The organism is Streptomyces sp. NPDC003327 (genome assembly GCF_053589515.1).
Genome location: NZ_JBSFSA010000009.1, coordinates 14,676 through 27,831, shown reverse-complemented (window position 1 = coordinate 27,831; position 13,156 = coordinate 14,676). Strand labels below are relative to the sequence as shown.

13 protein-coding genes are annotated in these 13,156 nt (G+C 72.9%); 7 read left to right on the top strand and 6 right to left on the bottom strand.

Features of this window, described 5'->3' with window-relative positions; translation table 11 throughout:
- Positions 1 to 35 precede the first annotated feature (35 nt).
- Positions 36 to 740: a GntR family transcriptional regulator gene (locus tag ACWDVG_RS10790; RefSeq protein WP_451698269.1), complete on the bottom strand. Its 705-nt coding sequence runs from the start codon at positions 738 to 740 to the stop codon at positions 36 to 38.
- 75 nt (positions 741 to 815) lie between these two features.
- Positions 816 to 2,180, bottom strand: a complete 1,365-nt coding sequence (locus ACWDVG_RS10785; RefSeq protein WP_451698267.1) for an aminotransferase class III-fold pyridoxal phosphate-dependent enzyme — start codon at positions 2,178 to 2,180, stop codon at positions 816 to 818.
- A 152-nt stretch (positions 2,181 to 2,332) separates the two neighbouring features.
- Here ACWDVG_RS10785 and ACWDVG_RS10780 point away from each other — a divergent pair, with 152 nt between their 5' ends.
- On the top strand, positions 2,333 to 2,938 hold the full coding sequence (locus ACWDVG_RS10780; RefSeq protein ID WP_451698265.1) for a DJ-1/PfpI family protein: 606 nt from the start codon (positions 2,333 to 2,335) through the stop codon (positions 2,936 to 2,938).
- A complete protein-coding gene (locus ACWDVG_RS10775) occupies positions 2,935 to 3,384 on the top strand; it encodes a MarR family winged helix-turn-helix transcriptional regulator (RefSeq protein ID WP_451698263.1) in 450 nt (149 codons plus the stop codon). The genes ACWDVG_RS10780 and ACWDVG_RS10775 overlap by 4 nt, the downstream gene beginning before the upstream one ends.
- A 32-nt stretch (positions 3,385 to 3,416) precedes the next feature.
- Here ACWDVG_RS10775 and ACWDVG_RS10770 read toward each other — a convergent pair whose 3' ends face one another.
- Entirely contained in the window at positions 3,417 to 3,836 is a 420-nt protein-coding gene (locus ACWDVG_RS10770; RefSeq protein ID WP_451698262.1) for a hypothetical protein, read from the bottom strand.
- A gap of 156 nt (positions 3,837 to 3,992) precedes the next feature.
- On the opposite strand from ACWDVG_RS10770, the gene ACWDVG_RS10765 reads away from it, so the two are divergent.
- Positions 3,993 to 4,829 carry a helix-turn-helix domain-containing protein gene (locus ACWDVG_RS10765; RefSeq protein WP_451698260.1) on the top strand — a complete coding sequence of 279 codons (837 nt, stop codon included), beginning with the start codon at positions 3,993 to 3,995 and terminating at the stop codon, positions 4,827 to 4,829.
- Complete coding sequence (locus ACWDVG_RS10760; protein ID WP_451698258.1) at positions 4,826 to 5,062, top strand: DUF397 domain-containing protein; 237 nt, start codon at positions 4,826 to 4,828, stop codon at positions 5,060 to 5,062. Before ACWDVG_RS10765 ends, ACWDVG_RS10760 begins: the two co-directional genes overlap by 4 nt.
- A 1-nt stretch (position 5,063) precedes the next feature.
- Here ACWDVG_RS10760 and ACWDVG_RS10755 read toward each other — a convergent pair whose 3' ends face one another.
- Together ACWDVG_RS10755 and ACWDVG_RS10750 are read right to left on the bottom strand one after the other, a co-directional pair.
- On the bottom strand, positions 5,064 to 5,951 hold the full coding sequence (locus ACWDVG_RS10755; RefSeq protein WP_451698256.1) for a glycoside hydrolase family 19 protein: 888 nt from the start codon (positions 5,949 to 5,951) through the stop codon (positions 5,064 to 5,066).
- A gap of 154 nt (positions 5,952 to 6,105) precedes the next feature.
- Entirely contained in the window at positions 6,106 to 7,047 is a 942-nt protein-coding gene (locus ACWDVG_RS10750) for an NADP-dependent oxidoreductase (RefSeq protein ID WP_451698254.1), read from the bottom strand.
- A 158-nt stretch (positions 7,048 to 7,205) separates the two neighbouring features.
- On the opposite strand from ACWDVG_RS10750, the gene ACWDVG_RS10745 reads away from it, so the two are divergent.
- Positions 7,206 to 8,804: a PstS family phosphate ABC transporter substrate-binding protein gene (locus ACWDVG_RS10745; protein WP_451698252.1), complete on the top strand. Its 1,599-nt coding sequence runs from the start codon at positions 7,206 to 7,208 to the stop codon at positions 8,802 to 8,804.
- Between the two features lie 26 nt (positions 8,805 to 8,830).
- Complete coding sequence (locus tag ACWDVG_RS10740; protein ID WP_451698250.1) at positions 8,831 to 10,762, top strand: serine/threonine-protein kinase; 1,932 nt, start codon at positions 8,831 to 8,833, stop codon at positions 10,760 to 10,762.
- A gap of 114 nt (positions 10,763 to 10,876) precedes the next feature.
- Here the strand turns inward: ACWDVG_RS10740 and ACWDVG_RS10735 are convergent, their stop codons facing one another.
- Positions 10,877 to 12,160, bottom strand: a complete 1,284-nt coding sequence (locus tag ACWDVG_RS10735) for an adenylosuccinate synthase (RefSeq protein WP_451698248.1) — start codon at positions 12,158 to 12,160, stop codon at positions 10,877 to 10,879.
- 143 nt (positions 12,161 to 12,303) lie between these two features.
- Here ACWDVG_RS10735 and ACWDVG_RS10730 point away from each other — a divergent pair, with 143 nt between their 5' ends.
- Positions 12,304 to 13,131 (top strand): diacylglycerol kinase, encoded by an 828-nt coding sequence (locus tag ACWDVG_RS10730; RefSeq protein WP_451698246.1) that lies wholly within the window; start codon positions 12,304 to 12,306, stop codon positions 13,129 to 13,131.
- Positions 13,132 to 13,156 lie beyond the last annotated feature (25 nt).

The following is a 13,156-nucleotide window of genomic DNA, read 5'->3' as shown; positions in this document are numbered from 1 at the left end:
CCGGGGCGCCGGTCGGTCCCGGGCCGTGGGGCATGTCAGCCCGTGCGGTTCTGCCGGGCCTCCAGGCGGTCGGCCCATTCGAGGGCGTGCGCGTTGTAGGCGCGGATCACCGCGAGGGCGCCCTCGGCGTCGCCGCGCGTGACGGCGTCGACGAGTTCGACGTGGCCGCTCCACAGCCAGCCGTGCATCTCGCGCTCGGCGCGCAGGTACGGCACGGAGAAGACCCAGGCCTGGACGCGCAGCCGGTGCAGGAAGTCGGCGATGTGGTCGTTGGCGGCGACGATCCTGGCGAGTTCGCGCCAGTAGCGGATGTCGTAGCCGATGAGGACGTCCAGGTCACCGGCGCGGGCCGCGCGGGCGGCGGCCTCTCCCCTGCGGCGTACGGAGACGAGCGCGACGCCCGTGCCGACCTCGGGCGGCGGGAGCGCCTCCGGGGACGGGTAGCGGCGGAAGAGGCCGTCGACGACGAGCATCCTGGCCTCGACCATGGCCCGGTAGTCGCCGACCGTGAACTGGTGGACGCGGAAGCCGCGGTGCTGGTCGGAGTCGAGGAGGCCCTGGGCGCAGAGGTCGACGAGGGCTTCGCGGACGGGCGTGGCGGAGACCCCGTACTGCTCGGCGATCTGCTTGACGGTGAATTCCGTGCCCGGCTGGAGACGGCCCGCCAGCACCTCGTCACGGAGCGCGTCCGCGATCTGCTGTCGCAGGGTGTTGCGGGTGACAGCTCCGCTCGTGGGCATGGTTCGGCCCCCTCCGTCCGGCTGCGGGACACCCTAGTCCAGGCGGAGGGGACCTCCGTGTGTGCGTTCGAGCGTTTACGCGGTGTGCTCGTCGGCCACCGTGAGGGCCGCGTCGAGGGCCGCCAGGCCCTCCTTGGCCTCGGCCTCGGTGATGTTGCAGGCGGGCACGGCGTGGGTGCGGTTCATGTTCACGAAGGGCCACAGGCCGTTCTTCTTCGCCGCGGCGGCGAAGGCGGCCATCGGCGCGTTGGCCTCGCCGGCCGCGTTGTACGGCACGAGCGGCTCGCGGGTCTCCTTGTTCCTGACCAGGTCGAGCGCCCAGAAGACGCCGGTGCCGCGGACCTCGCCCACGGACGGGTGGCGCTCGGCGAGCTCGCGCAGGCCGGGGCCGAGGACGGTCTCGCCGATGTGGGCGGCGTTCTCGACGACCTTCTCGTCCTCCATCACCTTGATGGTGGCGACGGCGGCGGCGCAGGCGAGCGGGTGACCGGAGTAGGTCAGGCCGCCGGGGTAGGGCCGCTTGTCGAAGGTGGCGGCGATCTCGGCGTTGATGGCGACGCCGCCGAGCGGCACGTAGCCGGAGTTGACGCCCTTGGCGAAGGTCATCAGGTCGGGCACGACGTCGAAGTGCTCCGCGGCGAACCACTTCCCGGTGCGGCCGAAGCCCGCCATGACCTCGTCGAGGACGAAGACGATGCCGTACCGGTCGCAGATCTCGCGCACGCCGGTGAGGTAGCCGGGCGGCGGGGTCATGATGCCGGCGGTGCCGGGCACGGTCTCCAGGATGATCGCGGCGACGGTCGCGGGACCCTCGAAGGCGATCGTGTCCTCCAGGTGCTGGAGGGCCCGCGCGCACTCCTCCGCCTCGGTGCCGGCGTAGAAGGGCGAGCGGTAGAGGAAGGGCGCCCAGAAGTGCACGACACCGGCGGAGGCGGTGTCGGAGGCCCAGCGGCGGGGGTCACCGGTGAGGTTGATCGCGGTGGAGGTGGCGCCGTGGTACGAGCGGTAGGCGGAGAGCACCTTCGTGCGGCCCGTGTGCAGCCGGGCCATGCGGACGGCGTTCTCGACGGCCTCGGCGCCGCCGTTGGTGAAGAAGATCTTGTCCAGGTCACCGGGGGTGCGCTCGGCGATGAGGCGTGCGGCCTCGGAGCGGACGTCGACGGCGAAGGCGGGCGCGAAGGTGGCGAGCTTCCCGGCCTGCTCCTGGATGGCGGCGACCACGGTGGGGTGCTGGTAGCCGATGTTCGTGTAGACGAGGCCGCTGGTGAAGTCGAGGTAGCGGTTGCCGTCGTAGTCCCAGAAGTACGAACCCTCGGCGCCGGCGACGGCGAGCGGGTCGATCAGTCCCTGGGCGGACCAGGAGTGGAAGACGTGCGCACGGTCGGCTGCCTTGACGGCGGCGCCGGCCTCGGGATCGGGTTCGATGACATGAGGGGTCATGCGCCCGAGGGTAAGGAAGCGCAGGTGGGACCGGCCATGGCCATCTTGTCCATCGAGACCGGTCCGGACGCGACACCTTGCCCCGAGGCCGCCCGGGGGACCCCACGGGCGGCACCATTGACAGCATGCTGTCGACATGACAGTCTTCTGTCATGGGAACCGAGACTGACACCAGGACCGTTCACCTCGCCGTCTACGACACCCTCGCCGACTGGGAGACGGGCCACGCCACCGCCTGGCTCGCCCGCGCCGGCTACACGATCAGGACCGTCGGCCCGGTCGCCGGCGAGCCGGTCACCACCCTCGCGGGCATCCGGATCGTCCCGGACCTCGCGCTCTCCGACCTCCGCCCCGAGGACAGCGCCCTGCTGATCCTCCCGGGCGCCGAGAAGTACGACGAGGGCGACGAGCTCGCCCCCTTCACCGCCAAGGCCCGGGCCTTCCTCGACGCCGGGGTCCCGGTCGCCGCGATCTGCGGCGCCACCGCCGGTCTCGCCAAGGAGGGCCTCCTGGACGACCGCCCGCACACGAGCGCCGTCTCCTTCTACCTGGCCGCCACCGGCTACAAGGGCGGCGAGCACTACGTCGAGACGGACGCGGTGCGGGACGGGGACCTGATCACGGCGGGCCCGACCGAGCCGGTCGCCTTCGCCCGCGAGATCTTCGCCCGCCTCGGGGCGTACGAGGGCAAGCGCGACGCCTGGTACCGCCTCTTCCACGACTCCGACCCGGCGGCCTTCGAGGAGCTCAACGCGTGACCAGGGCCCAGCAGGACGCCCTCTCCCGCACGGCCCTCGGCGTCTTCCGGCTCAACGGCCAGTTCCTCGCCGTCTCGGAGAGGCTGGCCGAGCCGGCGGGCCTGACCGCCACCTGGTGGCAGGTCCTGGGAGCCGTCCTCCCCGAACCGCTGCCGGTCGCCGGGATCGCCCGCGTCATGGGCATCACCCGCCAGAGCGTCCAGCGCGTCGCGGACCTGCTCGTACGGGAGGGGCTGGCGGCGTACGAGCCGAACCCGGCCCACCGCCGCGCCAAGCTCCTCGCCCCGACGGACGAGGGCCGCGCGGCGGTCCGCCGCATCGACCCGGGCCACGCGGAGCTGGCCGCCCGGCTCGTGTCCGAGCTGGGCGGCCAGGAGGCCTTCGACGAGACGGTGCGGGTCCTGGAGCGGCTGTCGGCGGCACTGGAGGCGATCGAGCGGGACTGAGCGGTTGGGGGAGGCGCCCTCGGGCGGGGGCGTCAGGGCACCTGGCCGCCGAGCAGCTCCGTCACCGCGCTGCGGAGCAGCAACGGGTGGACGAAGCGGCCCGGGGCGGTCGGCGGGAAGCGCCAGGCGAGCGGCCAGGTCCGGCCCGTCAACGCGGGCACGGGCACGTAGCTCACCCGGTCGGGCGCCGAGTTGAACCGGGTCACCCCGCGCGGCCAGGACCGGTGGGCGGTCGTGCCGGGCGGCAGCAGGAAGTAGACCCCGCGCCGGCCGTTCGCCTCCATGACGACGGGCCCCGGGTCGCCGCCCGTGAGCGCCTCTATCCGGTCGGCGAGCCGACGGCCGTCGTCGCCGTCGACGCGAACGGCGTCGAATTGCACCCCGGCCTTGCGGAGATGGAATCCGGAAACAGGAATCCAGTCCGCGTTTACTGCCCGATTCTCTGCATTCACGAGGACATGCTCCCGCGTCCCCGCTAGCGTTTTCCACGACTGCGGAGGGCGCGTCGGCAACCCCTTGACCTGCATCAACGCACCTCGCGCGCAGTCGAATTCGGCGGGGAGCAGTTGAGACCGTTTGAGATCGGTCGAGTCCGAATGGGGATCGCGATGGCGCGAGCGGAGAACAAGGAATCAGCGGGACCCGCGGCGCGGGTGGCGGCGACGGTCGCGAAGAGAATGCGGGTGAAGCAAGGCCTGACGCAGGACCAGCTCGGGACCCGGATGGGGTACACGGGCGCGGCGGTGAGCGCGATGGAGCGGCTGACGCAGCCGGTGAGCGAGGAGATGCTGCTCCAGCTCGAACGCGTCCTGGGCGAGGGCACCGGCATCTTCGCGGAGTTGCTGGACCTCGTACGCCTGGAGAAGCTGCCGGAGCAGTTCCGGGGCTACGCGCCGATCGAGCAGAAGGCGGTGGCGCTGTGGCTGTACGCGAACCACGTCGTCCACGGCCTCTTCCAGACGGAGGCCTACGCCCGCGCGCTGATCGCGGGCGGCTATCCGGAGCCCACGCCGGAGCGCGTGGAGGAGCTGGTGGTCGCGCGGATGTCACGGAAGGCGCTCTTCGACCGGAAGCCGGTGTGCGAGATCGAGCTCATCCTCGACGAGTCGGTGCTGCGCCGACCGATCGGCAGCCGGGAGATCATGCGCGAGCAGCTGGAGTACTTGGCCGAGTGCGCGCGGAGGAGGAACGTGAACCTTCAGGTGCTGCCGCTGGACGCGGGGTTGGGGGGAGCCTACGTGGGCGACCGAGGGAACTTGACCGTCATCGAAACCCCGGCTCACGACCACATCACCTTCCTGGAGATCCAGGGCGAGAGCCTGCTGATCACCGACCGGGCGAAGGTCAGTACGCACCGGCAGCGGTATGCGAAGATCCGGGCACAGGCCCTGGATCCGCGCCGGTCGCTGGGTCTCATCGAGGAGTTGGCGGGAGAACAGAGATGAGCGAGACCCTCCACTGGTTCAAGTCCAGCTACAGCGACAGCGGCGGCGGGGAGTGCGTCGAGGTGGCCATCGCCTGGCGCACGTCCTCGTACAGCAGCGACAGCGGCGGCAACTGCGTCGAGGTCGCCGCCTGCGCCCACGCCGTCCACCTCCGGGACTCCAAGCGGAGCGACGGGCCCACGTTCGCCGTGGAGCCCGCCGCCTGGTCCGCCTTCGTCGCGTGGCAGGGCTGACCTAGCAGTACAGGTTGGCGCCGGCCGGGACGCCCAGGATCTGGGTGAACTGCTGGTACTTGGTGACCCGGCTCTGCACCTGGGCCGGGTTGCCGCCGTTGCACTCCAGGCTGCCGTTGATCGCGCGGATGGTCTCGCCGAAGCCGGCGCCGTTGACCATGGCGTTGTGGGCGGTCATCGTGCCGGGGCCGTTCTGGGTGTTCCAGTACCAGAGGCCCGTCATCATGGCGACGGCCGGCTCGCGCTCGACGCGCCAGGGGTTGTTCAGGAGGTCGATGCCGAGGGCGTCGCCCGCGGCCTTGTAGTTGAAGTTCCAGGAGAGCTGGATGGGCCCGCGGCCGTAGTAGGCGGCCTGGCCGGCCGGGCAGCCGTACGGCTGACCCCAGTCGCAGTAGTGCGGGTAGTTGGCGGTGTTCTGCTCCACGATGTGGACGAGGCCGCCGGTCTCGTGGTGGACGTTGGCGAGGAAGGCCGCGGCCTCCTGGCGCTTCACGGTCTCGCCGCCGGTGGTGGCGAAGGCCGGGTACTTCTTCATGGCCTCGACGAGACCCGCGTACGTGTAGAAGGGGTTCCGGCTCGGGAACATCTGGTTGAACTGGGCCTCGGAGACGACGAATCCGCTCGTGGGCGGCGGGGTCGTGCCGCCGCCCGTGCCGCAGACGCCCTCGTCGCGCCAGACGTCGGAGCCGCCGGGGCGTTCGTTCTGGGTCCACCACTTGGCGTACCAGTTGTGGCCGTTGTACGAGGCGGTCATGCCGCCCGTGTAGACGCTTGAGGAGTTCCAGGCGGCCACGCAGGCCGGGGCGGCGCCCGCCGAGGCGGCGGGGAGGAGGATGGCGAGCCCAACTGCCGTACAGAGGGCGGCGAACAGGGACACGAGACGTCGCATGCGCGGTCCTTCCGGTGGGGGGAAGGCCAGCGAAGCGCGATTGGTCTGAACCTGTCAAGGTCTAGACCAAGATTCGGCATGCGGGCGCGCACGACACCGCCCCCGGCGATGACCGGGGGCGGTGCGGGGTTCGGTGCCGGGGTCCGGCGCCGGGTCAGATCATCAGGACGATGCGGCCGGGACGGTGGCCCGACTCCACACGGCGGTGGGCCTCGGCGGCCTGCTCCAGGGGGATGACGTCGGCGACGCGGGTGGCGAGTTCGCGGGCGGCGACGCGCTCCAGCATCCCCTTCAGGCGGGCGGCGTCCGGGCGGCCGCGCACCGCCGTGACGTCGATGTCCCGCTCGGGGACCGGCAGCCGGTCGCCGGAGGCGGAGACGAACACGCCGCCGTCCTTGAGCGCGGGAAGCAGCGGATCGGCGATCAGGGCGGCGTCGAAGACCGCGTCGACCCGGTTCGGCGCGAACCCGAGGACCTGCGTGAGGACCTCGGCGGGCGCGCCGCGCGGCACGACCGCCTCCGCGCCCAGGACGCGCAGTTCGGAGGCCTCGTGCTCCTCCGCGAGGGCCACCACCCGGTGCCCGGCCGCCGCGGCGTGCTGGACGGCGAACCGCCCCACCACCCCGCCCGCGCCCGAGATGAGCACGGTGGACCCCTCGGGCAGCTCCAGCAGGTCGACGGCCTGCGCGGCGGTCAGGGAGGAGAGCGGCACGACGGCCGCCGTCGTGAAGTCCACCTCGTCCGGGATCGGCGCCAGCCAGGCCGGGTCGGCGCGGATCACCTCCGCGTACGACCCCTCGCCCGTGGCCTCCTCCATCCAGGGGATGAAACCGGCCACGCGCGTGCCCTCGGGAAGGCCCGGCGCGGGGTCGACGAGCCGGCCGGCGAAGTCGTAGCCGAGGACGAAGGGCGGGGCCAGCTCCCCCATGACCGCGGCGTACCGCCCGGCGCGGATCCTGAGGTCCGCCTGGTTCACGGCGGCGGCCTTGAGCCGGACGCGCACCCGGCCCGGGACGTCGCCTGCCTCCGGCTCGGGGCGGCGGGCAGCCCGGAGGACCTCGGGTCCGCCGTAGGCGCTCACTTCGACGACACGCATGGGGTATTCCTCCTACGGAAGGGCCCCCTCGTGGCCATTACACCCACGCTCCACACCCCCGGCAACCCCGGCCCGTCCACCTGAACGAACGGAGAAATCCAGGTGGCGGGCCGCTACGGCGCCCCCGGGCTCGCACACGCGTCCGTACCGTCTCGGCCATGGAGTGGATGACCGCAGAGAACCTGACGGCCGTGGGCACCGCGCTGCTCGGTGTCCTGGTCTCGGTCGGCGCCGTCTGGCTCGACCGGTTCTCGCCGCAGCGCAAGCGGCTCGGCTACCGCGTGCAGCTCAACACCCCGCTCCACCGGGAGGAGCACCCGGACGGCGCGTCCGGCGGCGTCATGACCGTCCGGGAGGGCGAGGTCGTGGGCGTGGCCCCGCCCGAGAACGGCTCCACGCTCGTCCTGCTCCGCATCGAGAACGACCGCGACCTCGACATCGGCTCCGACGACTACGGCCCCTCCACCGACCCGCACGGCCTGCGGATCACCTTCGGCGACCGCACCGTGCGGGGCGTGGTCGCCACCGTCCCGGCCGGCTGGAACACGATCAGGGACGACCTGGAGCGCTCCCCCAGGCTCGGCAGGAACGGCAGCTCCGTCCTCGTGCCCAAGGTGGCCCTGGAGCGCGGCCAGTACTTCAAGCTGCTCGTCCAGCTCGGCGGCGGCGTGGCCGACCGCGACATCAAGGTCGACGGGACCATCCACGGCGGGAAGATCCGGCGGAACAGGAGCACCACCCCGGACGAGAAGCCGCCCCGCTTCAGCCCGACCGCCCGGACCGTCACCGTCGTCCTCACCGCCTGCGTGGTGGCCCTGGCCGCGATCATCGTCCGCGAGCGGACCCCGCCGCCCATCGGCTGTGTCCGCGGCACCCTCACCGTCACCGGCTCCACCGCCTTCGCGCCGGTCGTCCGGGACGTGGCGGAGAAGTACGAGAAGGACTGTGACGGCGCCACGATCGTCGTCGAGGCCCACGGGTCGACCTCCGGCATCCGCCGGCTCGCCGCCGAGGGCGCGAAGGCGGACGCGGGCGGCAAGGGGGGCAAGGGCGGGGGCGAGGTGGGCGAGAGCGGGGGCGAGGGGGCGCCCGCGCTCGTGGCGCTCTCCGACGGGCCCGGGCCGCGCGGCGGCCCCCGGCTGCGCGGGACCATGATCGCCGTCTCCCTCTTCACGCTCGTCCTCCACGACGGCACGCCCGTCGACGACCTCACCCTGGAGCAGGTGCGCCGCATCTACCGGGGCGAGATCACCGACTGGAGCGAGCTGACCGGCGGGCCGCGGCAGCCGATCCTGCTGGTCAGCCGCAACGCCAACTCGGGGACCCGCGAGGTCTTCCAGCGGCGGGTCCTCGGGCGCAACGAGCCGGCCAACTCCTCGCTCGACTGCGAGCACCGCGACGACCCCGAGTCCACGGTGATCCGCTGCGAACTCGACTCCACCGAACAGGTCCTGGAGACCGTGGCCCGGCTGCCCGGCGCCCTCGGCTACAGCGAACTGCGGTCCGGCACGGGACTGAAGGGGCTGCACCGGGTCGCCGTCGACGGACACCGGCCGGACGTCGACGAGCTGGGCGACTCCCCCTACCCGTACCGGGAGGTCGAGTACGCGTACACGTGGGGCGTACCCCCGGCGGACTCCCTGACCTCCAGCTTCCTCACCTACCTCGCCAGGGGCGGCGGACAGGACGTCATCAGCGCCCACGGGCACCTGCCCTGTGCGACGCCGAAGGGCCTCCGGGTCTGCGGGGACGGCTGACCCGGCGTCTGGCATCCTCTTTCGACGTGGAGCCATTGAGCGCGGAAGACCCGGTCGGCATCGGCCCGTTCCGTCTGATCGGTCGCCTCGGCGTCGGTGGGATGGGGCGGGTGTTCCTGGCGCGTTCGGCCGGCGGCCGAACGGTCGCCGTGAAGGTGGTGCACGCCGAACTGGCCGCGCAGGACGAGTTCCGGCGCCGCTTCGCGCGGGAGGTCGCCTCGCTGGAACGGGTCGGCGGCACCGGCACCGCGCCCGTCCTCGGCGCGGACACCGCCGCCGAGGCGCCGTGGGTCGCCATCGGATACGTGCCGGGGCCGTCGCTGCGGACCGTCGTCGGCGACGAGTCCGGACCGCTGCCACCCGCCACCGTGCGGGCCCTGGCCGCCGGGCTCGCCCGCGCGCTCGTCCACATCCACGCGGCCGGGCTCGTCCACCGCGACCTCAAGCCGGCCAACGTGCTGCTCGCGGTCGACGGCCCCCGGATCATCGACTTCGGCATCGCCCGGGCCGTCGACACCGTCACCGACGGCGGGCTCACCAGCACCGGGGCGCTCGTCGGCTCGCCCGGCTTCATGTCGCCCGAGCAGGTGCGCGGCGAGCGGCTCACGCCCGCCTCGGACATCTTCTGCCTCGGCTCGGTCCTCGCCTACGCGGCGACCGGCCGCTCCCCCTTCGGGACGGCGGACAGCGGGGTCCACGCCACCCTGTTCCGGATCGCCCACGACGAGCCCGACCTGACGGACCTCGCCCCCGAACTCGCCGGGCTGATCCGGGCCTGCCTCAACAAGGACCCGGGCGCACGCCCGTCCGCCGCCGAGATCGCCGAGACGCTCGTCGTCACCGACCCGTGGCTCCCGGCGGACGTGCTGGCCCGGCTGGGGCGGCACGCGGCCCTGGTCCTGGAGGCGGAGGCGGAGGCGGCGGCCGGGACCGTGCCGGGGACGGGCGGGTCGGGTGCGGGACCGGGTGCGTCCGGTGCGGGCCCGGGGCTCGCGGGTCCCGGGGACGCCACGCCGACGCCCTCGTCCGCCCCCGGCGCCACCGCCGCCCCGCGGCCCCGCCCCCGGCGTCGTACGGCCCTGGTCGCCGCCCTGACGGCCCTCGCCGTCGCAGCGGCCGCCGCCGTCACGTACACCCTCTGGCCCGACCCGGACACCGGCCTCGACGATCAGAGGAACCGGGCGCGCGGCGAGACCGACGGGGTCGCCGCGCGGCCCTCCGGAATCGTGCCCGGCGCCTTCCTCGGCGCCTGGGAGGCCGTCCTGCGGGGCGCCGCGCACGACCCCCGCGAGACCGCCCGCATCGAGATCACCCAGGGCGCGGCGGGCGCCAAGGCCGCCGTCTACGTCCAGGTCACCGAGGACACCCTGTGCATGGGCCGGGCCCGGCTGATCTCGGCCGACGAGGACAAGATCGTCCTCGGCGACGCCGACGTCACCACCAGCGTCCCGGCCCACCGCTGCACCCCGGCCGCCCGGCAGACCCTCACGCTCACCTCGTCCGACGTCCTCGGCTGGACCTCGGGCACGGCCAAGGGCACCTTCCGCAAGGTGCCCGCCGGGCCCGAGATCGTCCCCGCCGCCTTCCTCGGCAGCTGGACGACCGAACCCGACACGACGATCTACGGCGAGAACGCCGAGCGCTGGCAGCAGGCGGTCACCATCACCCAGGGCCCCGTCGGCGCGCCCGTGGTCCGGCTCCAGACCAGCTCGCCCCGGCTGAACCCCGAGGACGGCACACCCACCGAGGAGACGGTCACCTGCACCTCGACCGCCGTCCTCGCCGCCGCCGGAGGCCGGCTGGTCATCGGCCCGCCGGTCCGCGACCCCGAGGACTGGGACCCGGAGTGCGGGGTCGACGGGTCGATGTTCCTGACCCTCGACACGTACAAGGGCCGTCAGCGGCTGCTCCTGTACCCGATGGTCGACAGCGAGCCGGGCGAGTTCTACCGCCGCTGACGGGCCGGCCGGTCCGTCAGCCGCCCAGGAGCGCGCGCGGCGACGACGCGGAGGGCCCGCACCCCGGGTGGGGTGCGGGCCCTCGCGCGCGTCGGCGTCTCGCGTCGCCGCCTCCTACAGGAAGGAGTTGATCTCGATCGTCTCGGTGCGGCCGGGGCCGACGCCGATCGCGGAGATCGGGGCGCCCGACATCTCCTCCAGGGCCTTCACGTACGCCTGCGCGTTCTTCGGCAGGTCGGAGAAGGTCTTGGCCTTGGTGATGTCCTCGGACCAGCCCGGCAGCATCTCGTAGACCGGCTTCGCGTGGTGGAAGTCGCTCTGCGAGTAGGGCAGCTCCTCGACGCGCTGGCCGTCGATCTCGTACGCGACGCAGACCGGGATCTGCTCCCAGCCGGTCAGCACGTCCAGCTTGGTGAGGAAGAAGTCCGTCAGGCCGTTGACGCGGGTCGCGTAGCGGGCGATGACCGCGTCGAACCAGCCGCAGCGGCGGTCACGGCCGGTGGTGACGCCCCGCTCGCCGCCGATGCGGCGCAGCGCCTCGCCGTCCTCGTCGAACAGCTCCGTCGGGAACGGGCCGGCGCCGACGCGGGTCGTGTACGCCTTGAGGATGCCGATGACCCGGCTGATCTTCGTCGGGCCCACGCCGGCGCCGGTGCAGGCGCCGCCCGCGGTCGGGTTCGAGGAGGTGACGAAGGGGTACGTGCCGTGGTCGACGTCGAGCAGGGTGCCCTGGCCGCCCTCGAAGAGCACGACCTTGTCCTCGTCGAGCGCGTTGTTGAGGATCAGGGTGGTGTCGGCGACGTACGGCTTGATCTGCTCCGCGTACTGGAGCATCTCCTCGACGATCTGCGCGGCGTCGATGGCCCGCCGGTTGTACAGCTTGGCGAGGAGCTGGTTCTTGCCCTCCAGCGCCGCCTCGACCTTCTGGGTGAGGATCGACTCGTCGTACAGGTCCTGGACCCGGATGCCGACGCGGTTGATCTTGTCGGCGTAGGTCGGGCCGATGCCCCGGCCCGTGGTGCCGATCTTGCGCTTGCCGAGGAACCGTTCCGTCACCTTGTCGAGGGTGACGTTGTACGGGGTGATCAGATGGGCGTTGCCGCTGATCAGGAGCTTCGACGTGTCGACGCCCCGGTCGTTCAGCCCGCTCAGCTCGGAGAGCAGGACCGCCGGGTCGACGACCACACCGTTGCCGATGACCGGGGTACACCCCGGCGAGAGGATTCCGGAAGGGAGCAGGTGCAGCGCGTACTTCTGGTCGCCGACGACGACGGTGTGGCCGGCGTTGTTGCCGCCCTGGTAGCGCACTACATAGTCAACGGACCCACCGAGGAGATCGGTGGCCTTTCCCTTGCCTTCGTCACCCCACTGAGCACCGAGCAGCACAAGTGCGGGCACAGGCGTACACCCCTTCCGGGTGGGGCATGTCCAAGGTCAGGGGGCGTACGCCGCCTCACCGGTGTGCCCCGGAATAGACGAAGCCCCTGGCGCAATAGCGCAAGGGGCTCTTGCACAAAGATGCTACCCGAGGAAGGACCGAGGTGTCGGATCACGACCAGCTGCTGGTCATCGTCGACCCGGTCGCCCGCCGAAACGACGGCGAGTCCGTACGGATCGCGAAGGATGTGCTGTGTGCGGGCGCGGAGGCGAAGATCTGCCTGCCGGACGGTCCCGAGGAATTCTCCCGCGCCCTGTCGCGGCGCGGCTCGCGGCGCCCCGTCGTCCTCGGCGACGACCGTGCGCTGCTCCGCGCCGTGACCCTGCTGCACCGGGACCGGGCCTCGGTCTCCCTGGTGCCGATCGGCCCGCCGGACGCGCTCGGGACGGCGTACGCGCTCGGCGTGCCGCGCACGGCCGTGGCGGCGGCCCGGGCGGTCCTCGACGGGGCCGTGCGCCGGCTGGACCTGCTGGTCGACGACAGCGACGGCGTCGTGGTCGGCGACCTGCTGGTCCCGGCGGCGCCCGCGCTCACCGCCGAGACCTCCTCCGTCTGGGGGACGTGCCGCTCCCTGGTCCGCACGCTGGTCCGCCCGGCCCCGGCGCCGCTCGCGGTCCGCACGCACCGGCTGCGCGTGGAGGCGGACGGGGTGCTGCTCGCGGACGTCGGCGCGCCGGTCGAGGGCGTGTCGGTGCGTTCCGTGGACGGCGCGGCGGAGGTGACCGTGCGCCCCACGGCGGCCCCGCCGCGGCGGGCGACCGCCCGTGTCCTCACGGTCTCGGGCCCCGACTTCCGCTACCGCGCCGACGGCCGCCTGTCCGGCCCGGTCCGCCGCAGGACGTGGACGGTCCGGGCGGGGGCATGGGGCCTGACGCTGCCGAGGGACGTCCCGTCCCTGCTGCTGCCGGACGTGGCGGCCCGGGAGCCCTGACCCCGGGAGGAGCCCGGGGCCCCGG